The organism is Janthinobacterium sp. Mn2066, assembly GCF_049319705.1.
In the GTDB taxonomy this organism is placed as follows: Bacteria; Pseudomonadota; Gammaproteobacteria; order Burkholderiales; family Burkholderiaceae_D; genus Janthinobacterium.
On record NZ_JBMOUF010000012.1, the window covers coordinates 148673 to 172138 of the forward strand.

Genomic DNA, 23466 nt, shown 5'->3' on the forward strand with positions numbered 1-23466 from the left:
CCCATGAGCGACTCGCATACCATCCGCAACCTGACCACCCTGGTGGGACTGCGCAGCACCGAGGTCGAACGCCTGCAAAGCGACATGGCGGCGCAAACGGCAGTACGCGACCGCTACCAGAAAAACCTGGAGCGCCTGACGGGCCTGTACACCGACAGTGGCGCCAGCGGCGCCCTGCCCTTGGCCTTGTCCGTCAACTGCGGCAACTTCAAGCAAGCCGTGATGCAACTGGCCGACCAGCACCGTACGGACTTGCATTTGCACGAAGCCAATATGGCCGTTTCGCAGCGCGCCCTCAATACGGCCTGGGCCAAGCGTGAAGTGCTGGACCAGGTGCTGACGCAAAAGCAGCAGCATGTTGCAAATGAGCAACGTCGGACCGATGCCAAGCGGCAAGATGATCTGGCGACCCAATTCTGGTTCCGCGGGCAGGTAAAATGAACTTTGTGTAAGTTTCTTCGCGGAAAATTTCACAAAACGGGAATGGGGGTCGCCTTGTACCGGTATATCCCTTTCTTCTGGAGTCTGGCATGGCAAACGTAATTACTTCACCGACCTACGATCCAATCACCACGGCCAAGAATCTGGCAACCAATCTGGTCGCTGCGCAAAAAACCGCGCTGACGACGCAGGCGACGAACGCCACCAATACTTCGGCGGCCTTGACCAGCCTGAAGTCGGCCATTTCGGCGTTCCAGTCGGCGATGTCGACCATGACATCGAATAAAAGCGTGCTCAGCCAGGCAGCCACCTTCAGCAACACGGCCTATGGCTCGGGAACGGCGGGCCCCAAGGCCCAGCCAGGCACGTATTCCTTTTTTGTCGAAGCGCTGGCCACTGCCGCCCAGACGTCGTATGGCGGCCTGGACAAACTGGACGCCGCCAGCAACACCGGCACCCTGAAGATCCAGTTCGGGGGCAGCGATACAGGTGCGCTCAACATCGATCTGAGTACCGTCGGCAAGAATGCGGATGGCACCCTGTCGCTGTCCGGCATCGCCACCGCCATCAATGCCGACAGCAATAACAACTCGCGCGTGACGGCCTCCATCATCACCATCGATGGCCAGCCGCAACTGGTGCTGACATCGAATCTGACCGGCAAGGAAAACGCCGCCGCCTTCGACCCCAGCGGCCTGGCCGATAGTCCGCTCAAGACAGCGCTGACCAACAACGCCAAACCCCTGGTGGCAGCCGCCGACGCGGTGGTCTGGCTGGGCGGCCAGGGCACGGGCACCAAGATCACCCAGGCATCGAATACCTTTACCAACGTGGCCGACGTGAAGATGACGTTCACCAAGGCCATGGCGGCCGGTGACGCGCCGATTACCGTCACCGTCGCCACGGACAGCACGGCCACCATCGCCAATGTGCAAACCTTCGTCGATGCGTATAACAAATTGAAAGGCTTGATGGATAGCCTGGCCGACCCTGGCGACCCGACCAAAAATGTGGCCCCAGGCATTTTCGCCCACGATTCCGGTCTCAATGCCTTGCGCTCGAGCATGAACGATGCATTGCGTGTGGGCGTGGGCGGCGTCTCGCTGGTGTCGTATGGCATCACGGCGCAGCGCGACGGTTCCATCGCCCTCGACAGTAAAAAACTGACGACCAAGCTGGCAAGCGATCCTGCCAGCCTGGACAAAATCCTGGGCAATAACAACCTGGTCAACTCGTCTGGCGTGATGGGCAAGCTCAATGCCGTACTGGGCCAATGGAGCGACATTACCAAGGGCCAGATCACCCAGCGCCTGGCCGCTTCGGACAACCTGCAAAAAACCTTAAGCAAAAGCATGGACAGGCTCAATGCGCAGTATGACAACGCCTACAACCGTTACCTGGATCAATTCACCCGTCTGCAAGTGCTGCAAGAACAAATGAGCAAGACCGCGGACATGTTTGACGCCATGTTCAGCAACGATAAATCCTAAGGCGGACTCGCCCGCAGCGCAGCCGCCTTATCAACAGTGACCATAGTGAGAAAAGAAACATGTTGAACAATGAAGCTTACGGCAATTACCACGCCATCAATCTCGATGCCCAGACGGCCAGCGCCTCGCCGGTCGAACTGGTGCTGGTATTGACGGATGGCTTGCTGGAAGAACTGGCGCGCGCGCGCGGGCATATCGTCGGCAAACGCTACGAACAAAAGGCGATCAGCCTGGACAAATGCACGCAAATCATCAATGGCTTGTCGAGCTCGCTCGATTTCGACAACGGCGGCGAAGTCGTCGTCAACCTGGCCCGCCTGTACGATTACTGCGTGGCGCGCCTGTACACGGCCGGCATCAAGCTCGATCCGGCCCTGATCGATGAAGTCACGACCCTGATGACCACCATCAAGCGCGGCTGGGTCGGCGTCCAGGCCAACAATGCCTAGGCGCACTGCACTACAGCAACTGAGCCGTCAATTCGCCCAGGCCACTGCGCAGGCGGACTGGGATGCGCTGGGAAAACTGACCGCCATCCTGGCAAAAAACCTGCCTTTATTGGCCGCACGTGGGCCATGGAATGAAATAGAACAAACAGAATTGTTGCAATTGCGCAAAAATTACGCGCAAGCGGTTAAAATTTGCTCTGAAGAAAAAGAGCGCCTTGGTTTGCACCTGGGCGCATTACAGGCAAATAAAGAAGGTTGGGTCGCTTACGCCGTTGTGGGCGAACTCGATCCAGATGGGAATCGAGCATGATAATTAACTTTAGCGCGGCCAGTTTTAGCGCAGCCAGTTTGAGCGCGGCCAGTTCCAGCACGACGCCGGCTGCCCCTGCCGTCAATACCAATGCGCCAGCGGCGCCGGTGGCGCCATTGACTGGCGCGTCCGGCAACCCGGCGCCCGCCAGCTCTGGCCCATCGACACCACCAGCCCCTGCCGCGCTGTCGCTGTTTGCCCAGGTGATGAACCAGGCAACGGCCGCCGGACCAGGCGGCGCTGCCGCGAACGTGCTGGCCAATGTTGCGCCGGAGGCGGACAAGGCGGCCAATGATGAGCACAAGGCCGATGACAAGACCGGCGCCGTACCGGCCGATATCGCGGCGGCGCTGGCAACCCAGGCCGACAACAGCCTGCCGGCCATGGCCGCGCCCGTGATCGCCCTGCCGCTGCCGGCACCGGCGGAAACACCCGCGCCGGCCCAGGCACAGGCGCAAGCCCAGCCGCAAACGCCGTCCCAGGTCAGCATGGCGCAATCGAATCCCGCCCTCGTGCTCAGCATGCATCCTGCCGCGGTCACGCTCAACGCGGCTGCCGCGCCGGCAGGCCGCGACACGCGCGAGCCGCTGGCCGCCGCCAATCCGCTTCCCTCCGACAAGAGCGGCGCGCCATTCGACAGCTACGCGGCGCAGGGTAACGCCCGGCCGGTGGCAACGCCAGCCGCCGCTGCCCCTGTCGCTGCGGCCACCGCCGGCGCCAGCACCGCGCGCGATGGCGAGCGCGCCGCCGAACCGGTCCCCTCCAGCACGCCGAGCCAGGGCTTGACGGGCGCACCAGCAACGGGCGCACCGGCCGCCGACACGATCAAGCTGAATGGTCCGGCCCAGCAGTGGCAAGCGCCGCTGCGCGAAGCGCTGGGCGACCGCCTGCAGACGCAAGTGGGACGCAACGGCGAAACGGCGGTGATCCGCCTCGATCCGCCCATGCTGGGCCGCATCGATATTGCCATCCGCCATACGGCAGGCAGCTTGCAGGTCAGCGTGACCGCCTCGAACACGGAAGTGCTGCGCCAGCTGCAAAACATCGGCGACAACCTGCGCAGCGACCTGGCGCAGCGCCAGTACACCGATGTGTCGGTCAATATCAGCGCCACGCCGCGCAGTCCCGCCGCGCAGGCCTTTGCCGACAACGATGCACGTGGCCAGCGTCAGCCGGGCCGCCAGCAAGACGACAACGAACCGGGCCGCGCCCTCTCCGACGACGCCCCGGACAGCGCTACCTTCGCCATGCATGAGCGGGAACAATACTGATGAACATGAAAATCAAACTGATCGGCGGTTTTCTGCTGGTGGCCGTGCTGGCCGCCGGCGCGGCTGGCGGCGCCATGTGGTATCTGGCCAGGCCCGTGGGACCGCACGTCCCCGAGGCGGCCGACGCCAAGGCCCCGCCACCGCCGGCCACCGGCAAGAAGGCGCGCAAGTTCCTGACGCTCGACAAGATCATCGTGATGCTGCGGCGTGCGCCTGGCGATGCCGAAACGCATTATCTGTCGGCCGACCTGGTGATCGCCACCACCGAAGAAAAGGAAAAGCTGACCAAGGACCACTTGCCGTTGATGCGTTCGATCGCCGTCAGCACCTTGTCGAGCTTTCCGGTAGACAAGGCGCAAAGCATGACGGTGGAAGAGTATGCCGCACAGATCAACAAGGCCTTCAATGTCAGCTATGAGCGCGAACAGATGGAAAAGCCGTTTACCGAAGTCATGGTAGGCAAGCTGATCATTGAATAAGCCTACGCCAACACGCCAGCCGACCTAGTGGGAGACCCCGTGGCCTATGTAGAGCAATACCAGGAGGCGTATGGCGCGGATGAGTACGCCGCAACCAGCGCCGCCGCGGCCATCTTTACCGTTGCAGAAGAGCAGCAGCATTTGCTGGCCTACTCGCCATTGGTCAAGCGCATCGTACGCCAGCTCAATTCGCAGGTGTCGGGCGCCATCGACCGCGACGACATGGAGCAGATCGGCCTGATGGGACTGCTGGAAGCCCTGCGCCGCTACGGCGTGCCGGACCAGTCCTTCGGCAGTTATGCCAGCCTGCGCATCCGCGGCGCCATCCTCGATGAGCTGCGGCGCCAGGATTGGCGGCCGCGCGCCGTGCGCCAGGAAAGCCATCGCCTGCGCGACAACGTGCGGGCCCTGACGCGGCGCCTGGGGCGCGAGCCGCAGGAAGGGGAAATCATGGCGGCCCTGAACCTGACGCCGGAAGCGTATCAAGAGTACCAGCTGGCGGAAAACGCCGAGCTGATCGCCAGTTTCGACGAAGTGCTGCAGGAAAGCCTGGGCCAGGCCGACAGCGCACCGAGTCCCGAAGAGCAGCTGATGGTGCGGCGCAGCCTGGAGCAGGCACTGCGCGCGCTGGACGAACGGGAACAGCGCGTGGTGCAGATGTATTACGAGTTTGAACTGAGCTATAAAGAAATTGCCGCCGTACTGGACCTGAGCGACGCCCGCGTCTGCCAGTTGAACAAGACGGCGCTGGGCAAGATGAAGGCCATGCTGAAGGACGCATAAGGCGGACGCCAAGGCAGCACCATCCATAAATTGATGCAGCACCACAATGACGCAGAAAGGCAGTTGACATGGTAATTATCGGTATCTTAATCGTGATGGGATGTGTATTCGGAGGCTTTGCCCTGATGGGCGGCACCGTCCACGCGATCTGGCAACCGGTCGAGTTGATCATCATCATCGGCGCTGCCGTGGGCGCCCTGGTACTGGGCAATCCCAAGCATGTGCTGGCAGAAATGCTGCATCAGATGCGCAAGATCGTGACGCACAAGAAACAAGGTTCGGAATTCCAGCGCCAGTTGCTGCTGCTGATGTATGAATTGCTGCAAACGGCGGCCGGCGGCCTGAAGGCGCTCGACGCCCACGTCGAAGCGCCGCGTGAAAGCGCCCTCTTCCAGCGGTATCCGCTGGTACTGGAAGAACCGAAGCTGCTGGCCTTCATCGTCGACAACTTCCGTTTGATGGCCATGGGCAAGATCAACGCGCATGAACTCGAAGGCGTGCTGGAACAGGAACTCGAAGCGATCCATGAAGAATTGCTGCAACCGTCGAAATCCCTGCACAAGATCGCCGAAGCGATGCCGGGTTTCGGTATTCTGGCGGCCGTGCTCGGTATCGTGATGGCCATGAATTCGGTGGCCGATGGCGCCGATGCGGCGGAAATTTCAGAAAAAGTGGGCGCCGCCATGGTCGGTACCTTTATCGGCATCTTCTTTTGCTACGGCGTGCTCGATCCGATGTGCAATATGATGAAACAGCTGGTCGGTGAAGAAGGCTCGACCATGGAATGCGTGAAAGTGGTACTGGTCACGCACGTGGCCGGCAAACCGCCCCTGCTGGCGATCGATGCGGGCCGCCGCCTGGTGCAGCTGAATATCAAGCCGAGCTTCGCCCAGCTGGAAAGCTGGATCAATGCGCTCGAAGACGGTGGCGCGGAACAAGAGCAAGGCCAAGGCCGGGGAGGCCGCCGTGCTAAAGCCGCATGAGAAACATGAACAGGCCATCATCAAGCGCGCCGGACGCAAGCACGACGACGATGGTCACGGCGGCGCCTGGAAGGTAGCGTTTGCCGACTTTTGCCTGGCCCTGCTGTCGCTGTTCCTGGTGCTGTGGCTGATGGCGGCCCGCGAACAGCAGGCGATGAAGGAAATCATGATGGACGCCACCGCAGGCAGCCGCCAGGGCGAAGGCCAGGGCGTGATGCCGGAACAGAAAGGCGGCCCGCGCGGCAGCCTGATCGAACGTTTCCCGATGCCGCGCAAAGGCATGGGCGACACGCGCACGGAAGGCAACAAGTCGCAGGATGGCAAGGCCGGCACGGCGCAAGCGCAGCCGAAAATGAATTACCAGACGCCGGAAGACCTGTTGACGCTGTCGCGCGCGCTCGACAAGCTCAGCGAGGAAGCTGGCCTGAAGAGCAATCTGCAATCGGTGATCACGCCCTACGGCTTGCGCGTGATGCTGCACGACACGGACAAGCAAGGCATGTTCGTGCGCGGCAGCGCCGTGCCGACCGACCGCTTCCGCAAATTGCTGCGTGAAATGGGCCCCGTGTTTGCGCAGATGGAAAACCAGATGCTGATCGTCGGCCATACGGATTCGATGCAATACGCCAATACCGGGTATGAAGGTTATTCAAACTGGACCCTGTCGGCCAACCGCGCCATGTCAGCGCGCGCACAGTTATTGATTGGCAGCATGAATCCGGACAGCGTGCTGCAAGTGGTGGGCATGGCCGACCGCGCGCCGCTGGACGTGAAAAATGCCAGCGCTGGCATCAACCGCCGCATCGAACTGTTAATATTGACGCGCGGCCAGGCCGACAGCATCGCCGCCATGTTCGGCATGGCAGGCCAGAAAGGCCACGGCGACGACCTGGAAGTGGCCGAGCCCGACTCGGCAACCCTGCAGCGCCTGCGCGACAAGCTGGGCCTGCCGGCCAAGAAAGAACGGGGCGACAATGCAAATTAAAGGCAAGGGACAACGTATGAAAATTTCCACAGGAGCCAGCGGCGCCAGCCTGCGCAGCAGCGCCGTGGCGCCCGCCGAGGCGATCGCGGAAAATGCTGCCGCCGGCGCCGTCACGCCCGGTTCGTCGGCGGGCGAGCAAATGCAGTCGGCCGTGCTGCAGCCTGCCATCGCTGCACTGCGCGCCATGCCCGAGATCGACCATGAGCGCGTGGCGATGCTGCGCGATGCGCTGGCCAAGGGCGAACTGCCGTTCGATCCCTCGAAACTGGCGGGACTGATCCAGCGCTTTCACGGCGGTGAATCGTGAGCGCCATCCTGAACACACCACGCAAGGGCATCACGCGCCAGGAAGCGCTGCAGCGCGTATTGCAAGGCATCGCTGACGATAGCCAGGCGTATGTGGCATTGCGCGCCCTGCTCGAGGAGCAGTTTCAATCGATCTTGCGCCACCAGAATGCACAATTGGCCGTGCTGGCCGAGCAGGTCGTCGCCGCCGTCGAGCGCCTCGATGGCCGGCGCCGCCAGCGGGTCAGCCTGGCCACTGCCCTGCTGGGGCCGAAGCCGGACATGCAGCAGCTGTTCGCGCTGCTGCCGGCCGAGCGCGCGGCGGCAGCCGTGAGCGAATGGGCCGCACTGGAACAAATGGTACTGGAATGCAAGCGCCTGAGTGCACGCAACAGCGAATTTTTAACGGAACAGTACAGCACCATGCAAAGAGTGCTGCACGGCGAGGACCATACGTATGCGCCAGGCTGATTTTTTCACCAGCAATACCATGGCAACCCAGGCCACGACAGCGACGGCCGCCATTCAAAGCAATATGCGCGCCACTACGGCGACCGCTTCCAGCGGCAGTTTCAATAGCGTGTTCCAGCAGGTGCAGGGCGAAGTGGCCCGCTTCATTGAGCAGGGCGGCGGCGGCGCCGCGACCACCTTGAGCCCGCAGGGTCGCGCCTATCTGGACCAGAGCCAGTCCACCAATGTGCTGGGCAATATCAATCAGGGCGGCGAGATCAGCGAAGTGCAGCAGCAATTTCTCGCTTCCATCAAGCCATGGGCCGAGGAAGCCGGCGCGCGCCTGGGCGTGGCGCCCGAGGTCGTGGCCGCCCATGCGGCACTGGAATCGGGCTGGGGCCAGCACCCGCTGCGCCAGTCAAGTTCAGGTTCGGATACCAATAACCTGTTCGGCATCAAGGCGAACGGCAAATGGCAAGGCGACGTGACCACTGCCCTGACCACGGAATATGAAGGCGCGAGCGGCACGGCCCTGAAAAAAACCGAACGCTTCCGCAGCTATCCCGACCAGGCCAGCGCCTTCCGTGATTATGCGCAAGTGCTGCTCGATAATCCGCGCTATCGCAGCGCCCTCAATACGGGCAGCAATGCAGGAGCGTTTGCGCAGGGTCTGGCGCGCGGCGGCTATGCCACCGATCCCAACTATGCAAGCAAGCTGACCCAGCTGGCCACGCGCCTGCAGCGCAGCGCGCCGGCCGGCGACTGATCAGCGCCCCGGAATTTCGACCGGTTCGACCACGCCCGCATCGACCACCCTGGCGCGTATCTGCGTGCCGCTGGTGGCGTTGCGCACGCGAATGATTTCCCCTTGCGCGCCAGGGTCCATGGCCTCGCCGGCCATGCTCACTTCCACCAGTTCCTTGCGCGCGACGATGCTGACCGCACTGCCCCGCTTGACCAGCACGGCCGACGCCAGCTGGCTCTGGCGCAACACTTCGCCAGCGCGCAAGCTGCGCTTGCTGGTCAGTCCCACTACGCCAGGCAGTGAAGAAATACTGTCCGGTATCAAGGTCACATCGTGCCGCGCCAGGGTCATGTCGGCCGCCTGCAAGGGCGTATTGGCCGTCACGGGGACGCTGGTGACGGCCACCCTGGCCGTGATGCTGCTGCGCACCAGGATGTCATAGCGCCAGCCGCCGGCGCCCGGGCAGGCAGCGACAAAGCGCATGCGCTGCGGCACGCGGCTATCGGCAAGTTCCAGCGTGACGGGTGCGGCGCAGGCCGGCATCACGCGTGACGTTTTGATGACAGCAACCTGAAATTGCGGCTCCAGCAGGCCGGCTGCACTCGCTTGTTGCGCCAATTGCTCACGCGCCAACTGTTCTGTTCTTAAAAATATATTGTCGGCTGGCAATTCTGCGCGTCCTGCACTACTATAGAGGCTGGTCAGTAAAAACAGGCTTGGGATCAGTATGTGCAGATGCCGCGCCTTGTTGGATGTCACGACAGAGTTGTCGAAATGAGTCATTGCTAACCTTAATCAAAGATACTGAAGCGGCATGACCTTACCATGCGTCAACACGACTTGGCAGGCATTTTACTCCGCCTCAGCTATTTTTAAGCCCAAACTGCAACAGCGCGTACGCATTCAACACAAGGGAAGACCATGGGGATTAATTTCAAGGAAGCATTGGGCGTGCATAGCGATGCACTGCACTTGCGCGCCGACCGTACACGCGTGCTGGCGGCCAATATCGCCAATGAGAACACACCGGGTTTCCAGGCCATGGATATGGATTTCGGCAGCGCCCTGCAGCAGTTGCAGGACAATAGCGCCGGCCTGCTGTCGACAGACGATGACGCCAGCGCCCTGTACCGCGTTCCCTACCACCCCAGCCGCGACGGCAACACCGTCGAGATCGGCGTCGAACAGGCGGCATTCTCACAGAATGCCACCGACTTCCAGACCAGCCTGACTTTCGTCAACATGAAAATCAAAGGTCTGGCCAAGGCCATCGCCGGACAATAAGGACAGTCATGAGTTTCCAGGATATTTCCAAGATCGCCGGTTCGGCGATGGCGGCGCAAACCGTGCGCCTCAATACTGTCGCCAGCAACCTGGCCAATGCCGATTCCGTGGCCGGTTCCGAAGGCGAAACCTACCGCGCGCGCAAACCGGTATTTACGGCCGTCATGAGTGGCGACGGCAATACCGGTGGCCAGGTCCAGGTGATGGACGTGGTTGAAAGCGACGAACCGCTGCGCCGGGTGTATGAACCGGGCCATCCGATGGCCAACGCCGACGGCATGGTGTTTTACCCGAATGTCAATCAGGTGGCCGAGATGACCGACATGATGTCGGCTTCGCGGGCGTTTGAGACGAATGTCGAAGTTCTGGGCCGCATCAAGTCGATGCAGCAATCTCTACTCAAATTAGGTGAAGCATAAGCCATGGAAACCAATCTCTTTACGAATAACAATGGCAGCGGCAGTGGCAACAGCAGCGATGCCGTCAAATCGCAAAACAATGCCACCCAGGACATGTTTACCAAGTTGCTGGTAGCGCAAATCAAGAACCAGGATCCGCTCGCCCCTACCGATCCCAGCCAGTTCGTCAATCAGCTGACGCAGCAGGCGCAAACCGAGGCGATCCAGAATATGGCTGCGCTGACCAGCTCCAACGCCAGCGTACTGCAATCGATGCAGGTACTGGCACTGGGCGCCCAGGTCGGCTCCGAAGTGACGGTCAACACCCCCAATGTGCAACTCGACAGCAGCAAGGTCAACGCCAGCATTGCACTGACCGCCAACAGCAACCAGACCACCGTCACGCTCAAGGGCAGCGACGACAAGGAATACACGATTGAACTGGGCTCGAAGGCTGCCGGCACCGTGCCGTTCACGATCGACCCGGTCGCGTTGGGCATACCTGCAGGTAACTACACGATGACGGTCACGACCAGCAGCGGCGACAAGCCCACCGTCGACATCACCGGCAAGCTCAACAACGTGCGCCTGTCGTCGACCGGCAGCATGGTCTTGAACATCGCCAACGTCGGCGACATCAACCCTGGCGCCATCACCGGCTTCAACGGTAAAACAAGCTGATCCGCGGCTACCTGCCCATCCTAATCCCGTCCTCCATTAAAGGAAGTCAACATGAGTTTCGACATCGCGCTGTCCGGCATCCAGGCCATCAACCAACAGCTCAACAGCACCAGTAACAATATCGCCAACGCCGGCACCTATGGTTTCAAGAGCAGCCGCGCCAACTTTTCCTCGATGTATGCCGGTTCGCGCGCGACAGGGACGGAAATCGGTTCGGTCACGCAAAACATGTCGCTCAACGGCGGCGTGCTGAACACGGGCCGCGCGCTCGACGCCGCCATCGACGGCCGCGGCTACTTCGTTTCGCGCGATGCGCAAAACACCCTCAGCTACAGCCGCGTCGGCATTTTCTCTGCCAGCAACTCCGGCTACCTGGTCGATTCGAATGGCAAGATGGTGCAAGGCTATGCCGCGATTCCCGGCTCGACCGCCCTGGGCCCGCTGGGCGACCTGAAGATTCCAACCGGCCAGATTCCAGCACAGGCCAGCGACAAACTGACCTACACGTCCAATATGTCCGCCGACTGGGCCGTCAAGACTGGCACCTTCAGCAAGACCGACAATCAAACCTATAACAGCCTGAAAACGTCCGTGCTGTACGATTCGCTGGGCGCCAAGCACCCTTTGAGCCAGTACTTCGTCAAGACCGGCCCAAGCAGCGTCGACGTGTACTACACGCTCGACGATGGCCCGCTGGCGGCCGGCACGCCCAACCCGACCAAGCTGACCTTCGACGCCAAGGGCCAGCTGGCCACGGTGAATGGCGACGGTCCAACCAATGCCGTGCCAGCCGGCACCCCGACGCCGAGCGACTGGGTCCCCACGTTTGCCAACGTGGCCCTGACCAGCAACGCCATTCCTGGCGCAGCCGTGCTCGCGTTTGGCATCGACTACAACGGCACCACGCAATTCGCTGGTGAGGCGACCACCTCGACAGACCAGCCGAACGGCTACGCTTCGGGCACCTACATGGGCGTGGAACTGGCCAATGACGGCTCGCTGGTGGCAAAGTACTCGAACGGCTCGAAACAGAACATCGGCACCATCGCCCTGGCCAACTTCGCCGACGAAGGCGCGCTGACGCCGGTCAACGACACCAGCTGGATCGCCTCGACCACCTCCGGCAGCCCGCTGTACGACCGTCCGGGTGTCGGCATGTCCGGCAAACTGGCCACCAGCTCGCTCGAACAGTCGAACGTCGACATCACCTCCGAGCTGGTCGGCCTGATGACGTCGCAACGCAACTACCAGGCCAACTCGAAGGTCATCTCGACCGAAAGCGCCATGCTGCAGTCGCTGATGCAAGCGTTGTAATGCCCGTCACTCAAGGATAAAGCACGATGGATGCGCTGATTTACACCGCCATGAGCGGGGCCGACCGCGCCCTGCGGGCACAGCAGGTACACGCCAACAACCTGGCCAATATCGAGACCAGCGGCTTTCGCGCCAATCTGGAGGTATCGACTGCCCAGCCCTTGCAGAACGGCTATGGCTACGACGACCGCCACATGGCGCAAACGCAGTCGAGCGCGATCACCACGCGCAGCGGCACCCTGAAGGAAACCGGGCGCGATCTCGATGTGGCGATTGTCGGCAACGGCTTTCTGACGGTGCAATGGCAAAACGGCGAGGCTTACACGCGCGCCGGCGCCATGAACCTGGACGAGAATGGCACCTTGAGCATCAATGGCCGTGCCGTGCTGGGCGAAGGTGGTCCGATCACCTTGCCTGAGAACAGCAGCGTCTCCATCGGCGTCGACGGCACGATTTCGGTGCAGGTGCCGGGCAGTGCGCAAATGCAGATCATCGACAAGCTCAAGCTGGTCAACGCCGAAACGGGCGAGCTGACCAAGAACGAGGCGGGCCTGGTGGTGGCGCGCAATGGCGAAGACTTGCAGGCCGACCCGACGGTGCGCCTGAGCGACCGCCACCTGGAAGGCAGCAACGTTTCTGCCGTCGAGGAAATGGTTGCCACCATGAGCCTGAACCGCAGCTTTGAAATGCAGATGAAAATCTTCAAGGCCAGCGATGACATGACCCAATCGGGCAACCGCCTGCTTGGCGCCTGATCCACCTGACGAATCTAAAGGAAGAAACCATGAATCCAGCAATGTGGATCAGCAAGACCGGCGTGCAGGCACAAGATGCAAAACTGCAGGCGATCGCCAACAACCTGGCCAACGTCAACACGGTGGGCTTCAAGCGCGACCGCGTCGTCTTCGAAGACCTGTTTTACCAGGTCGACCAGCAGCCGGGCACGCAGCGCGCCGACAATACCCTGTCGCCATCGGGCGTACAGCTGGGTAACGGCACGCACATGGTCGGCACGCAAAAGGTATTTACCACCGGCAGCCTGCAAACGACCAGCCGCGACATGGACGTGGCCATCACCGGCAACGGTTTCCTGCAAGTGCTGCGCCCGAACGGCGAAGCGGCCTACACGCGCGCCGGCCAGCTGACCATGAATGAAAACGGCGTGCTGGTCAACGCCCAGGGCTTGCCGCTGGTGCCGCAGATCACCATCCCGAACAACGCCACCGGCATCACCATCGGCGAAAACGGCCAGGTCTCGGCCACCGTACCAGGCAACGTCGCCGCCACGCCGCTGGGCCAGCTGACCCTGACCAACTTCATCAATCCGACCGGTTTGCAGGCGCTGGGCGAAAACCTGTTCCAGGAAACCGCCGCCAGCGGCGCGCCGACCGAAGGCGTGCCGGGCGAAGGCGCACTGGGCAAGATCAAGCAGTTTGCGCTGGAAGGCTCGAACGTGCAGGTGGTCGAAGAGATGGTCGACATGATCGCGGCGCAACGCACCTATGAAATGAACACCAAGGTGCTGTCGGCCGCCGACAACATGCTGCAATACCTGTCGCAAGCGGCACGCTGATGAAACCCGCACTGAACACTGCGGCAATCCTGCTGCTGGTGTTGACGGCTGGCTGCGCCAGCCGTCCGCCGGCGCCGGTGCCGGTGCCGCCCAGCTTCTCGGACGAACCGCTGCCGCTGGCGCCGCGCAGCACGGCGCGCGGCGGTGTCGCCGGCGGCGTCTTCAATCCCGATGCCGGCCTGGCGCTGACCTCGGACAGCCGCGCCTTCCGCGTGGGCGATGTGGTCACCGTGGCCCTGCAGGAAACCACGCAGGCCAGCAAGAAGGCGGGCACCTCGTTCAACAAGGGTTCCAGCGTGGGCATCCAGGCCGCCAACGTGCTGGGCAAAACCCTGCCGAAGACCGGGCTGGACCTGGGCGCCAACCGCAATTTTGCCGGCGATTCGACCAGCACGCAGCAAAATGCGCTGTCTGGCGCGATTACCGTGATCGTGCAGGAAGTGCTGCCGAACGGCTTGCTGCGGGTACAGGGCGAAAAGACGCTGACCCTGAACCAGGGCGAGGAATTCGTGCGCCTGCGCGGCTACCTGCGCTCGGCCGACATCGATTCGAACAACCAGGTGTCGTCCTTGCGCATCGCCAATGCGCGGATCGCCTATTCCGGCCAGGGCACCCTGGCCGAAGCCAATACACCAGGCTGGCTGACGCGCTTCTTCGTCGGTCCATGGATGCCGTTTTAAGGTGACATCATGAAATTTCGCTCCGCCCTGCCCCTGGCAGCCTTGCTGGCCGCCCTGAGCGGCCTGTCCCTGCCGGCCACGGCCGCGCAAGTGCTGCGCAACCTGGTCAGCATCGAAGGCGTACGCGACAACCCCCTGGTCGGCTACGGCCTGGTCGTCGGCCTGAACGGCAGCGGCGACAGCACCCAGGTGAAGTTTTCCAGCCAGTCCGTACTCAATATGCTCAAGCAATTCGGCGTGAAAATGCCGGATGGTATCGATTCGAAAAGCAAGAACGTGGCCACCGTCATGGTCAGCGCCGTGTTTCCGCCCGGCTACCGCCGTGGCCAGGCGATCGACGTCACCGTGTCGTCGCTGGGCGATGCGAAAAGCTTGCGTGGCGGCACCTTGCTGCTGACCCAGCTGCGCGCGGCCGACAATGAGGTCTATGCACTGGCGCAAGGCAACGTGGTGGTCGGCGGCCTGAACGCCACCGGCAAGAGCGGTTCGTCCGTCACCGTCAACACGCCCACCTCGGGCCGCATTCCCAACGGCGGCAATATTGAGCGCGAAATCATCAGCGATTTTTCGACCAAGCCGACCGTGACCCTGAATTTGCGCCATCCGCACTTTGAAACGGCGACCAATATCGTCGAAGCCGTCAATCGCCGCTTCGGCGCCGTCGCCACCACCAGCGACGCCACCAGCGTGGAAGTGCTGGCGCCGGAAAATCCGACCCAGCGCGTGGCCTTCATGGCCAAGCTGGAAGCCTTGAGCATCGACGTGGGCGCCGATACGCCAAAAGTCGTCTTCAATTCGCGCACCGGCACGGTCGTCATCGCCGAAGGCTTGCGCGTCAAAGCGGCCGCCGTCACGCATGGCTCGCTGAAAGTAGTGATCTCCGAAAGCTCGGCCGTCAGCCAGCCGGCGCCGTTCGGCCGCGGCCAGACCACCGTCACGCCGCAATCGAAAGTCTCGGTCGACCAGGGCAACGGCAATATGTTCAACTGGCCGGCCGGCGCCAAGCTGCAATCGATCATCGATGTCGTCAACAGCCTGGGCGCCTCGCCCGACGATGTCATGGCCATCTTGCAAGCCCTGGACCAGGCTGGCGCCATCGAAGGAGAACTGGTAGTCATATGATCAATATCAACGACAGCAACGGCGCGCTGCCCTCGTCGCTCGACGACAAGAGCATCGCTGCCGCCACGCCGGCCGATCCGCGCTATGCGGCCAAGGCCACCGAGGCAGCCGTGAAGTTTGAAGCGTTCTTCATCTCGCACATGCTGCGCCAGATGCGTTCGGGCACGCGCGAGATGGCGGGCGAAGACAGCGTCTACAAGGACCCCGTCAACAGCGACATGCTGGAAATGGCCGACAACCTGGTGGCCGACAAGATGGCCGGCCAGCGCGCCTTCGGCATCGCCGACGCGATACTGCGCCAACTGCTGCCAGCCACAAACACGGTGGCAACGCCAGTCAAATCCGACAATATTGCATCCGCGCTTAATAAATCCGTTTGATACGTCGCCTGTAGTCAGTAACGACGATTCATGGCCAGGCGCAGCTTCCAGCGCGCCGCCCACCACACGAAAGATTGCCACATGAGCATCATCAGCAACGCGCTGTCAGGCAGCATTGCCGCCCAGGCCGCACTCGGCGCGGCCAGCCAAAATATTGCAAACTTACAAACTCCCGGCTATACGCGCCAGGGTGTATTGCTGACTTCGCTGGGCGCCGGCGTGGGCGTACGTTCGGCCGGCAATGGCGTGCAAGTGTCGGCACTGCTGCGCTTTGCCGATGACTACAAGACCCAGCAGATGTGGCGCGCCGCGTCCGACCTGGGCGCGCGTACCCAGACCCAGCCTTACCTGACGCAGCTTGAGCGCGTGATGGGCGACGATACGTCGAGTATCAGCAAGGGCATCGATGGCTTCTTCACGGCCCTGAACGCGGCTGCCGTCGATCCCACCTCGACGCCTTTGCGCCAGCAGATCATCACTTCCGCCGATGCCATGGCGCAGCATTTCAACAGCATCAGCAATGTCATGAACAACCAGTTGCTGTCGGTACGCCAGCAGCGCGATGCGATCATGCCGCAAGCCAATACGGCACTGGCGGGTATTGCCGCCTTGAATCAAACCATCAGCAGCTCCATCGCCGCCGGCACCAACGTCTCGGCGCTGATCGATGCGCGCGACCAGTTGATCGATGGCCTGGCTTCGCAAATGTCGATCTCGGTGACGGATCAGGCCGATGGCTCGCGCAACGTCTCGCTCAAGACGGGACAGCCGCTGGTGATCGGCTCGATTCCCGCCACCATGAGCAGCAACATGAGCAGTACCGGCGAGCCGGTACTGAGCCTGAAATTCGCCAACGCCAGCTTTACGCTCGATAAGGTTGCCATTGGCGGCCAGTTGGGCGGACTGGGCGACTTTGAGCAAAACACCCTGAAACCGCTGATACAGTCGGTCGCCGACCTGGCACAAACCCTGACCACCAAGGTCAATGCGCAGCTGCAAGCGGGCCAGACCATCGGCACGCCCGGTGTGCCCGGCACGCCCGGCAAGCCGCTGCTGGTGTATGCGAATGGCAAGATGAGCATCGCTGACAACTACACGACATCGGACCTGGCGCTCGCCACCAGCGGCGGCGCCGCCGGCGATAGCGGCAACTTGCAAAAGCTGATCGATATCAAGAATCAATCGGCGGATGTGAACTGGGTCGGTTCGGTCTTGATTGGTGATGCGGATACGCAACTGGTCGGCAAGCTGGGCATCAACAGCCAGCAAAACCAGGCCTTGCAAAAGACCGCCAGCACCGTGCGCGACCAGGCCGTGAATGACTGGAAATCGACCAGCGGCGTGAACAAGGATGAAGAGGCGATGAACCTGGTCGAATTCCAGAATATGTATCAAGCCAATATGAAAGTCATTTCAGTGGCCAATAGCCTGTTTGACGCCACTTTGCAAATGATGGGTTAAGGAGAAGACTATGCGCGTCGCCACTGGCCAGTATCAACAACTGATCAATACTTCATTGCAACAGAACCAGGATCGCATCAACCAGCTGACCTTGCAACTGGCGTCCGGTTCGCGTATCCAGCTGCCATCGGATGATCCGATCGGCAACGTGCGCATTTCGCGCCTGAACCGCGAACAAGCCATGGTCACCCAGTACAAGGACAATATCGCCACGGTCAAGGTGCGCCTGCTGAAGAATGAAAACTATCTGTCGAGCATGGTGACCGACATGGGCCAGGCGCGCGACTTGCTGGTCTGGGCGGCCGACGGCAGCAATACCACCGACGACTTGAAATCGATGTCGCAGTCGCTGGTGGCGATGCGCGACAGCGTGCTGTACACGGCCAATATGAAAGACCAGGAAGGCCGCTACATGTTTTCCGGCACGGCAACCGACCAGGCGGCGATCCAGTTCGACGCCAATGCGGCCCCCGGCTCGCGCTACAGCTATATCGGCAATACCGACAGCCAGATGGTAGTGGTAGGCAATGGCATCACGCAGGCAGCCAATGTCGACGTGAAAGGCGTGCAGGACTGGCTGAACAAGATCGACCAGGTCATCAGCGCACTCGACGTGCCGGGCGCCACCGCCAACGATCCGACCACCCACGCGGCGATCGTGGCGGGCCTGAACGGCACCGACGACGGCATGGACCGGGTGTCGAACAAGATCGCCGTGTTTGGCGGCGCGCAAAATATTTTGACCACGCTCGACAATAACCTGTCGAATGTATCGCTGTCGAACAATAGCGCCCTGAATGACTTGCAACAGACCGATGTGGCAGCGACCACCATCGATTTGAACGGCTATCAGCTCGCCTTGCAGGCAACTTACAAAGCCTATGCCAAGGTGGGTAATCTCTCCCTGTTTGACGTACTCTGACCATCATGCAAATCGCCCAGCTCCCCACCTCTTCCGGCATTTCCGCCAAGGGCGCCAGTACCGCCCGCGTCGTCGATGAAGCCTCGGGTGCCAGCGACGCCGGCGCCAGCGCGCGCGCTGGCGGCGCGGCGGCGAAGAGCACGCCCGCGCCGCTGCAGCGCGGGCTGAGCAACTGGGATCACCAGTTGCAGGGCGAGATTTCCAACGCACAGCAAACACTCGATTACCTGGACCGCAGCAGCAGCCAGCTGCAGGCGCTGAAAAGCGAGCTGGCGGCCAAGCTGGCGGCGCGCCAGGGCCGCGATGGCCAGGTGGAAGCGCGCGTGCGCCAGTTCAACAATACCTGGCGCCAGCGCAGCAATGCGTCGGGCGGCACGCTCGATGCCCAGCTGGGCTACAGCAGCCCGCAGGCGGCGCAGCAGAGTTTCACGATCCGTGGCCTGACGCTGGCCAGCCTGCAAGATGGCCCGCCGGAAGTGCTGGCATTTTCCGTGGGCGGCGCCAACCAGGCGCTGCGTTCGGTGAATATCGAGCCTGGCCTGAGCCCGGATCAAATCGTTGCCCGCTTCGACCAGGCGCTGATGCCGTCGAATATCCGGGTCAAGCGCGGCGACAATGGCGAGCTGCTGTTCAGCACGCCGGAAAGTTCCTGGGCTTCCGTGCGCGACAGCCTGTCGGTGCGCGGCAGCGGCATCCGTTTCCCTACCGGCCAGATGAGCCGGGTCAAGACCGATGCCGAACCGGCCGCCATCGCTCCCGAAGAATGGAATACGGGCGATGTGGAAGCCTTGCGCACCACCTTGCAGCAAGTGGTGCAGGCGCTGGCGCATTTGCAGCAGGCGCGCAGCTCGGTCAACCTGGCGCTGGCCCAGGCCAATACCCGCGTCGCCGACGCCCAGCCGGTGCAAGGCCCCGTACGCATGGACACGCTGGCGCAAAACTTCAGCGACAAGGCGAGCAAGCCCGGCTACGAGTCGCTGCTGGCCATCAGCTCGGCGCTGGTCGGCATCAGCCGCGACCGCGTGATTGCCCTGCTGGGATTGGGCTAGCCAGGACTGGTTTTAGTTTCCCCCTATCAGCGAACGGGAGAAATCCGTAAGATGCTGCTTGTGCGCCAGCGCACTTCTTCATCCACATTCGGAGTTCCCTTGATAAAGCTCGCCGCCAGGCTGATCAGTTACGCCCTGCTGGGCAAACGCCATAAACAGCCGCTCGATCTTGCCAGCGTGCGCAAGGTGCTGATCTTGCGCAACGACAAGATCGGCGACATGATCGTCACCACGCCCCTGCTGCGCGAATTGAAGCGCCGTTATCCGCACTGGCAGATCGATGTCGCCGCCAGCAGCGCCAACCGCGCCGTGATCGCCGCCTGCCCGCATGTCAACCAGATCATCGTCTGGGACAAGCAGTCGCTGCTGCGCGACTTGCGCACCACGATCGCCACCCTGCGCCAGCGCCGCTACGACGTCATCTTCAATCCCTATAACCGTTTTTCGATTCCGCTGCTGTTGCGCATCAAATGGCTGGGCGCGCGCTACCTGACGGGCTTTGCGATTCCCAAGTACGGCAGTTCGACCGCGCAGCTGGGCATGTTCGACCACACCGTGCCCTGCGACCGCAGCCGCCATATTCTCGACAGCTACTTTGCCGCGTTTGCCCAGTTCAAGCTGGGCGAGGTCGACCAGCGCTATGAACTGTTCGGCGTCGACGCCCACGCGGCGCGCATCGATGCCGCCTGCGACACCCTGCTACAACAATATAGCGGCCTGTTTTGCCTGAACTTCCAGGGCAGCAACTGGCAGCGCACCGTCAGCGTAGCCGATGCCCAGCGCTGCTGCGCGGCCATCGCCAGCCGCTATCCGCAGCATGCGCTGCTGGTGATCGCCGCACCCGGCACCGAGGCGCGCGCACAGGAAATCGTCAGCGGTGCGGGCCACGCCAATGTCATGCTGGCGCCGCCGACCGGCCATATCCTGGAACTGGCGGCCCTGATACGGCGCTGCGAACTGGTGGTCTCGCCCGACACTTCGGTGATCCACCTGGCCTCCGTGTACGACAAGAAGATCGTCGGCTACTATATCCGCACCGATAATTACCGCTGGTTCTATCCTGCCAGCAGCCATTACCGGGTGCTGCTGGCGCCAGGCCTGACCTTGGAATCGGTCAGTGCCGACGACACGCTGGCGGCCGTCGCGCAATTGATGGCGCCGCAGCCAGCACTTCAGGCAGGCTGATCCGCCAGCCAGGCCTCGAATTCGGCCACCGGCGCGGCGCGGGCAAACCAATGCCCCTGCGCCAGGTCGCAGCCGGCCGCCACCAGCGCCTCGCGCTGCGCCGCCGTTTCCACGCCCTCGCCCACCACTTTCAAGCCCAGCCGGTGGGCCAGCGCAATGATGGCCTCGCACAAGGCTTGTTCGGCATCGCCCTGCTCCAGAGCGCCCACCAGCGACTGCGCGAGCTTGAGGAAAGCGATATCGAATTTCTTCAGGCACGCCAGCGAACCATAGGCACTACCGAAATCGTCCAGCGCCAGGCACATGCCCATGGCGCGGAACTGGCGCAGCCGCTCCACCACCTGGCGCGTGTCGTCGAGCAGGATGCCTTCCGTGATCTCGACCACGATGCTGCCCGCAGGCAAGCCCTCGCGCGCCAGCAGCTCGGCCCAGCCCTCATACAAGCCGGCATCGCAGCGCAACTCCGACGGCGATTTATTGATGCAGATCTGAAACCCGGCGCCAAACCGCGCCTGCCACAGCCTGGCCTGGTGCACCACCTGGCGGAAAGCCCAGTCGCCGATCTCCAGCAGCAAGCCATTCGCATCGGCAAACGGCAGGAAATCGCCGGGCAGCAGCAAGCCGCGCTGCGGATGGCGCCAGCGCAGCAAGGCTTCGACGCACTGCACGCGCCCGCCGGGCAAGCCGACCATGGGCTGGTAATGCAGTTCGAATTCGTGCTGCACCAATCCTGCGCGCATTTCACGCGCCATGTTGCGGCGCAATTCGGCCGCCTGCTGCAAGGCCGGCGTGAAATAACTGTAGCTATTGCGGCCCGCGCTCTTGGCCGCATACATGGCCTGGTCCGCATGCCGCAGCAAGGTATCGGTGTCATCCGTATCGGCCGGATACAGGGCCACGCCGATACTGGCCGACACCTGCACGCTGTCGCCATCGAGCACGAAGGGGGTCGCCAGCGCCGTGATCAATTGCTGCACCACCCGCTCGATGCCGCCCATCTGGCCCACGCCGGCCAGGATCACCGTGAATTCATCGCCGCCCAGGCGCGCCACCATATCGGTGGGGCGAACCCGTTCTCCGATGCGGAGGGCCGCCTGGGGCAGTAAACGGTCGCCCCTTGTGTGGCACAGGATGTCCTTGATCTCCTTGAAATGGTCGAGATCGATAAACAGCAGCGCCAGATAACCGCCTTCCCGCTTGGCGCGGCGCGCCTCGTTTTGCAAGCGGTCGAGAAACATGTGCCGGTTCGGCAAGCCCGTCAGCTGATCAAAATTGGCTTGCTGCCAGATGCGCTCGGAAGCAGCGCGTTGCGCCGTGATATCGCTGACCAGCGCCAGCGCGCCCAGATAAGCGCCATTGGAATCGAAAATGGGATTGGTGGCCAGGGTCGCCCACAGCGGCTGGCCGTCGCGGCGCAGGAACTTGAATTCATGGCGTTCGGCAATGCCATCCTGGCGGCGCGCGATGTTGCGCTCCAACAAGATGCGCCCTTCGGCATCCATGAAGGTCGCCAGCGGCTTGCCGAGCATGTCTTCGATCTGGTAACCGAGCATCTGCGCCATCTTCGGATTGACAAAACTGGTCAGCGCCTGCGCATCGATTTCCCAGATCCCCTCTTCGGCGCTGTGGACGATGCGCCGGAAACGCTCTTCGCTGCGTTCAAGCGCCGCCATCTTGCCTTCGGCCTGCTCCAGCACCAGGCGCAGTACCTGCCCGCCCGGATCCGTGCTGCCCAGCAAACTGACCGGCAATCCCGGCGCCGCTGTTCCCGGACGCAATTGCACTTGCAGCTGGATGCGTTCCGGCTCATTGCTATTGAGCACCCGTTCGACAAACTGCGCATAATCGCGGTGAAACGCCGGACTGACAAACGTACGGAACAGGACCGGACCAGGCCGTTCGCGCTGCAGGCCGAACAGTTCGGCCGCCACCAGATTCATCTGCAGGATCATGCCATCGAGACCCAGCACAAAATAGGCTAGCGGCGCCAGCAGATACAAATCGTTGAAATACGCCTGTTCGCGTTCGACACGCATGCGCCCGGGGCTGAAGACACCATCGTCGAGCAAGGGCTCGGCAGCAGGCACGGAAGCGGGCGCCAGTCCCTCTTCCCGGGCTGCATCTTCCTCCTGCCCTGCGCGCGGTATCTCGTCCATGGCTATCCTTTGCAGTCCCGCCCTGGCCCCCCAGGCGCCCTTGGTCACGAGACTAGCATGCGAGGCGCACAGTGTCGAGATATGCGCACCATAATGCTGATCTGACCACGTGCCTGGAAGCGGCCTGGCGGCCTAGCGCCCCATGCCGCGCCGGCGCAGGCCGAAATCGTGGCCCACCACCAGCAAGGTGCTGGCCACCAGGCTGGACAGGCCCACGATGAGCTGGATCAATTTATCGTCAGGCAAGATCCACAGCGACGATGCCGGCGTCTCGCAACCGGTGGCGGCACTGATCAGGGGCGCCACCCAGGCCGCGTCCGGCGTCACGTCGAGCACGACGGCGCCATCGGCGCTGGTCTGCAGATAGATATCGCCGCCTTCGGCCAGGGTAAAGCAGATGCCCACGCCCGTTTCGGTGGCGCGGATATTGTCCTGCATGCTGCGGTTATGTTCTTCGATCCACACTTCCACGTCATACGGCGTTTCCAGGTGTTCCCACGGGCGGGGACGGAAACGGGGGCGGACATCGTTATCGGTATTGTCCATCTTGCTATCTACTGGGCCTGACATGCTTGCTCCATCTGCGGTGA

The 23466-nt window shown here is 62.2% G+C and carries 28 protein-coding genes; 25 read left to right on the forward strand and 3 right to left on the reverse strand.

Going from position 1 to position 23466, the window contains the following annotated elements; genetic code table 11:
* Positions 1–3 precede the first annotated feature (3 nt).
* The 12 genes from ACL9RI_RS22455 to ACL9RI_RS22510 all read left to right on the forward strand — a co-directional run bounded on the left by ACL9RI_RS22455 (position 4) and on the right by ACL9RI_RS22510 (position 8692).
* On the forward strand, positions 4–441 hold the full coding sequence (locus ACL9RI_RS22455; protein WP_422728707.1) for a flagellar export protein FliJ: 438 nt from the start codon (positions 4–6) through the stop codon (positions 439–441).
* An 89-nt stretch (positions 442–530) separates the two neighbouring features.
* Positions 531–1931 carry a flagellar filament capping protein FliD gene (gene fliD / locus ACL9RI_RS22460; RefSeq protein WP_422728708.1) on the forward strand — a complete coding sequence of 467 codons (1401 nt, stop codon included), beginning with the start codon at positions 531–533 and terminating at the stop codon, positions 1929–1931.
* Positions 1932–1990: 59 nt separating this feature from the next.
* A complete protein-coding gene (gene fliS, locus ACL9RI_RS22465) occupies positions 1991–2380 on the forward strand; it encodes a flagellar export chaperone FliS (protein ID WP_422728709.1) in 390 nt (129 codons plus the stop codon).
* Entirely contained in the window at positions 2373–2690 is a 318-nt protein-coding gene (locus ACL9RI_RS22470) for a hypothetical protein (RefSeq protein WP_422728710.1), read from the forward strand. The genes fliS and ACL9RI_RS22470 overlap by 8 nt, the downstream gene beginning before the upstream one ends.
* Positions 2687–3961, forward strand: a complete 1275-nt coding sequence (locus tag ACL9RI_RS22475) for a flagellar hook-length control protein FliK (protein WP_422728711.1) — start codon at positions 2687–2689, stop codon at positions 3959–3961. Before ACL9RI_RS22470 ends, ACL9RI_RS22475 begins: the two co-directional genes overlap by 4 nt.
* The gene (locus tag ACL9RI_RS22480; protein WP_422728712.1) at positions 3961–4440 is read left to right on the forward strand and encodes a flagellar basal body-associated FliL family protein; all 480 of its coding nucleotides are present in this window, start codon (positions 3961–3963) and stop codon (positions 4438–4440) included. The genes ACL9RI_RS22475 and ACL9RI_RS22480 overlap by 1 nt, the downstream gene beginning before the upstream one ends.
* 39 nt (positions 4441–4479) lie before the next feature.
* Positions 4480–5223 (forward strand): FliA/WhiG family RNA polymerase sigma factor, encoded by a 744-nt coding sequence (locus tag ACL9RI_RS22485; protein WP_422728713.1) that lies wholly within the window; start codon positions 4480–4482, stop codon positions 5221–5223.
* A 68-nt stretch (positions 5224–5291) separates the two neighbouring features.
* The gene (gene motA, locus ACL9RI_RS22490; protein ID WP_183676430.1) at positions 5292–6206 is read left to right on the forward strand and encodes a flagellar motor stator protein MotA; all 915 of its coding nucleotides are present in this window, start codon (positions 5292–5294) and stop codon (positions 6204–6206) included.
* The gene (locus ACL9RI_RS22495) at positions 6133–7191 is read left to right on the forward strand and encodes a flagellar motor protein MotB (protein ID WP_422728714.1); all 1059 of its coding nucleotides are present in this window, start codon (positions 6133–6135) and stop codon (positions 7189–7191) included. Before motA ends, ACL9RI_RS22495 begins: the two co-directional genes overlap by 74 nt.
* A 16-nt stretch (positions 7192–7207) precedes the next feature.
* Positions 7208–7498, forward strand: a complete 291-nt coding sequence (flgM, locus tag ACL9RI_RS22500) for a flagellar biosynthesis anti-sigma factor FlgM (protein ID WP_422728715.1) — start codon at positions 7208–7210, stop codon at positions 7496–7498.
* Entirely contained in the window at positions 7495–7947 is a 453-nt protein-coding gene (flgN, locus tag ACL9RI_RS22505) for a flagellar export chaperone FlgN (RefSeq protein ID WP_422728716.1), read from the forward strand. Before flgM ends, flgN begins: the two co-directional genes overlap by 4 nt.
* The gene (locus tag ACL9RI_RS22510; RefSeq protein WP_422728717.1) at positions 7934–8692 is read left to right on the forward strand and encodes a glycoside hydrolase family 73 protein; all 759 of its coding nucleotides are present in this window, start codon (positions 7934–7936) and stop codon (positions 8690–8692) included. Before flgN ends, ACL9RI_RS22510 begins: the two co-directional genes overlap by 14 nt.
* Here the strand turns inward: ACL9RI_RS22510 and flgA are convergent, their stop codons facing one another.
* Positions 8693–9304, reverse strand: coding sequence for a flagellar basal body P-ring formation chaperone FlgA (gene flgA / locus ACL9RI_RS22515; RefSeq protein WP_422728718.1), 612 nt, complete (start codon positions 9302–9304; stop codon positions 8693–8695).
* A 288-nt stretch (positions 9305–9592) separates the two neighbouring features.
* Here flgA and flgB point away from each other — a divergent pair, with 288 nt between their 5' ends.
* The 13 genes from flgB (at position 9593) to ACL9RI_RS22580 (ending at position 20720) form a co-directional block, all read left to right on the forward strand.
* Positions 9593–9955: a flagellar basal body rod protein FlgB gene (gene flgB / locus ACL9RI_RS22520; protein ID WP_183739112.1), complete on the forward strand. Its 363-nt coding sequence runs from the start codon at positions 9593–9595 to the stop codon at positions 9953–9955.
* Positions 9956–9963: 8 nt separating this feature from the next.
* Complete coding sequence (gene flgC / locus ACL9RI_RS22525; RefSeq protein ID WP_422728719.1) at positions 9964–10374, forward strand: flagellar basal body rod protein FlgC; 411 nt, start codon at positions 9964–9966, stop codon at positions 10372–10374.
* 3 nt (positions 10375–10377) lie between these two features.
* Positions 10378–11034 (forward strand): flagellar hook capping FlgD N-terminal domain-containing protein, encoded by a 657-nt coding sequence (locus ACL9RI_RS22530; RefSeq protein ID WP_422728720.1) that lies wholly within the window; start codon positions 10378–10380, stop codon positions 11032–11034.
* A 51-nt stretch (positions 11035–11085) separates the two neighbouring features.
* Complete coding sequence (locus ACL9RI_RS22535) at positions 11086–12348, forward strand: flagellar hook protein FlgE (protein ID WP_422728721.1); 1263 nt, start codon at positions 11086–11088, stop codon at positions 12346–12348.
* A gap of 26 nt (positions 12349–12374) precedes the next feature.
* Positions 12375–13103 (forward strand): flagellar basal body rod protein FlgF, encoded by a 729-nt coding sequence (locus ACL9RI_RS22540; RefSeq protein ID WP_422728722.1) that lies wholly within the window; start codon positions 12375–12377, stop codon positions 13101–13103.
* Between the two features lie 29 nt (positions 13104–13132).
* On the forward strand, positions 13133–13921 hold the full coding sequence (gene flgG / locus ACL9RI_RS22545) for a flagellar basal-body rod protein FlgG (protein ID WP_422728723.1): 789 nt from the start codon (positions 13133–13135) through the stop codon (positions 13919–13921).
* Entirely contained in the window at positions 13921–14601 is a 681-nt protein-coding gene (gene flgH, locus ACL9RI_RS22550; protein ID WP_422728724.1) for a flagellar basal body L-ring protein FlgH, read from the forward strand. The genes flgG and flgH overlap by 1 nt, the downstream gene beginning before the upstream one ends.
* Before the next feature lie 9 nt (positions 14602–14610).
* Positions 14611–15723 carry a flagellar basal body P-ring protein FlgI gene (locus tag ACL9RI_RS22555; RefSeq protein ID WP_422728725.1) on the forward strand — a complete coding sequence of 371 codons (1113 nt, stop codon included), beginning with the start codon at positions 14611–14613 and terminating at the stop codon, positions 15721–15723.
* Positions 15720–16103 carry a flagellar biosynthesis protein FlgJ gene (locus ACL9RI_RS22560; protein ID WP_422728726.1) on the forward strand — a complete coding sequence of 128 codons (384 nt, stop codon included), beginning with the start codon at positions 15720–15722 and terminating at the stop codon, positions 16101–16103. The genes ACL9RI_RS22555 and ACL9RI_RS22560 overlap by 4 nt, the downstream gene beginning before the upstream one ends.
* Positions 16104–16184: 81 nt before the next feature.
* Positions 16185–17564 (forward strand): flagellar hook-associated protein FlgK, encoded by a 1380-nt coding sequence (flgK, locus tag ACL9RI_RS22565; RefSeq protein ID WP_422728773.1) that lies wholly within the window; start codon positions 16185–16187, stop codon positions 17562–17564.
* 10 nt (positions 17565–17574) lie between these two features.
* Entirely contained in the window at positions 17575–18486 is a 912-nt protein-coding gene (gene flgL / locus ACL9RI_RS22570) for a flagellar hook-associated protein FlgL (protein WP_422728727.1), read from the forward strand.
* A gap of 5 nt (positions 18487–18491) precedes the next feature.
* On the forward strand, positions 18492–19535 hold the full coding sequence (locus ACL9RI_RS22575; RefSeq protein ID WP_422728728.1) for a hypothetical protein: 1044 nt from the start codon (positions 18492–18494) through the stop codon (positions 19533–19535).
* A 99-nt stretch (positions 19536–19634) separates the two neighbouring features.
* Positions 19635–20720, forward strand: coding sequence for a glycosyltransferase family 9 protein (locus ACL9RI_RS22580; RefSeq protein ID WP_422728729.1), 1086 nt, complete (start codon positions 19635–19637; stop codon positions 20718–20720).
* On the opposite strand, the gene ACL9RI_RS22585 is transcribed toward ACL9RI_RS22580, so the two are convergent.
* Positions 20708–22876, reverse strand: a complete 2169-nt coding sequence (locus tag ACL9RI_RS22585) for a putative bifunctional diguanylate cyclase/phosphodiesterase (RefSeq protein WP_422728730.1) — start codon at positions 22874–22876, stop codon at positions 20708–20710. The two genes, ACL9RI_RS22580 and ACL9RI_RS22585, sit on opposite strands and share 13 nt — an antisense overlap.
* A gap of 132 nt (positions 22877–23008) precedes the next feature.
* A complete protein-coding gene (locus ACL9RI_RS22590) occupies positions 23009–23446 on the reverse strand; it encodes a hypothetical protein (protein ID WP_422728731.1) in 438 nt (145 codons plus the stop codon).
* Positions 23447–23466 lie beyond the last annotated feature (20 nt).

What these genes read in the sequence shown, in the direction of transcription:
- ACL9RI_RS22585 (WP_422728730.1), bottom strand. Translation starts at nt 22,876, where the DNA reads ATGGACGAGATACCGCGCGCAGGGCAGGAGGAAGATGCAGCCCGGGAA.
- fliD (WP_422728708.1), top strand. Translation starts at nt 531, where the DNA reads ATGGCAAACGTAATTACTTCACCGACCTACGATCCAATCACCACGGCC.
- ACL9RI_RS22470 (WP_422728710.1), top strand. Translation starts at nt 2,373, where the DNA reads ATGCCTAGGCGCACTGCACTACAGCAACTGAGCCGTCAATTCGCCCAG.
- flgH (WP_422728724.1), top strand. Translation starts at nt 13,921, where the DNA reads ATGAAACCCGCACTGAACACTGCGGCAATCCTGCTGCTGGTGTTGACG.
- flgB (WP_183739112.1), top strand. Translation starts at nt 9,593, where the DNA reads ATGGGGATTAATTTCAAGGAAGCATTGGGCGTGCATAGCGATGCACTG.
- flgC (WP_422728719.1), top strand. Translation starts at nt 9,964, where the DNA reads ATGAGTTTCCAGGATATTTCCAAGATCGCCGGTTCGGCGATGGCGGCG.
- flgG (WP_422728723.1), top strand. Translation starts at nt 13,133, where the DNA reads ATGAATCCAGCAATGTGGATCAGCAAGACCGGCGTGCAGGCACAAGAT.
- flgK (WP_422728773.1), top strand. Translation starts at nt 16,185, where the DNA reads ATGAGCATCATCAGCAACGCGCTGTCAGGCAGCATTGCCGCCCAGGCC.
- fliS (WP_422728709.1), top strand. Translation starts at nt 1,991, where the DNA reads ATGTTGAACAATGAAGCTTACGGCAATTACCACGCCATCAATCTCGAT.
- ACL9RI_RS22530 (WP_422728720.1), top strand. Translation starts at nt 10,378, where the DNA reads ATGGAAACCAATCTCTTTACGAATAACAATGGCAGCGGCAGTGGCAAC.
- flgL (WP_422728727.1), top strand. Translation starts at nt 17,575, where the DNA reads ATGCGCGTCGCCACTGGCCAGTATCAACAACTGATCAATACTTCATTG.
- ACL9RI_RS22555 (WP_422728725.1), top strand. Translation starts at nt 14,611, where the DNA reads ATGAAATTTCGCTCCGCCCTGCCCCTGGCAGCCTTGCTGGCCGCCCTG.
- ACL9RI_RS22590 (WP_422728731.1), bottom strand. Translation starts at nt 23,446, where the DNA reads ATGTCAGGCCCAGTAGATAGCAAGATGGACAATACCGATAACGATGTC.
- motA (WP_183676430.1), top strand. Translation starts at nt 5,292, where the DNA reads ATGGTAATTATCGGTATCTTAATCGTGATGGGATGTGTATTCGGAGGC.
- ACL9RI_RS22480 (WP_422728712.1), top strand. Translation starts at nt 3,961, where the DNA reads ATGAACATGAAAATCAAACTGATCGGCGGTTTTCTGCTGGTGGCCGTG.
- flgM (WP_422728715.1), top strand. Translation starts at nt 7,208, where the DNA reads ATGAAAATTTCCACAGGAGCCAGCGGCGCCAGCCTGCGCAGCAGCGCC.
- ACL9RI_RS22455 (WP_422728707.1), top strand. Translation starts at nt 4, where the DNA reads ATGAGCGACTCGCATACCATCCGCAACCTGACCACCCTGGTGGGACTG.
- ACL9RI_RS22540 (WP_422728722.1), top strand. Translation starts at nt 12,375, where the DNA reads ATGGATGCGCTGATTTACACCGCCATGAGCGGGGCCGACCGCGCCCTG.
- ACL9RI_RS22560 (WP_422728726.1), top strand. Translation starts at nt 15,720, where the DNA reads ATGATCAATATCAACGACAGCAACGGCGCGCTGCCCTCGTCGCTCGAC.
- ACL9RI_RS22510 (WP_422728717.1), top strand. Translation starts at nt 7,934, where the DNA reads ATGCGCCAGGCTGATTTTTTCACCAGCAATACCATGGCAACCCAGGCC.
- ACL9RI_RS22495 (WP_422728714.1), top strand. Translation starts at nt 6,133, where the DNA reads ATGCGCTCGAAGACGGTGGCGCGGAACAAGAGCAAGGCCAAGGCCGGG.
- ACL9RI_RS22535 (WP_422728721.1), top strand. Translation starts at nt 11,086, where the DNA reads ATGAGTTTCGACATCGCGCTGTCCGGCATCCAGGCCATCAACCAACAG.
- ACL9RI_RS22475 (WP_422728711.1), top strand. Translation starts at nt 2,687, where the DNA reads ATGATAATTAACTTTAGCGCGGCCAGTTTTAGCGCAGCCAGTTTGAGC.
- ACL9RI_RS22575 (WP_422728728.1), top strand. Translation starts at nt 18,492, where the DNA reads ATGCAAATCGCCCAGCTCCCCACCTCTTCCGGCATTTCCGCCAAGGGC.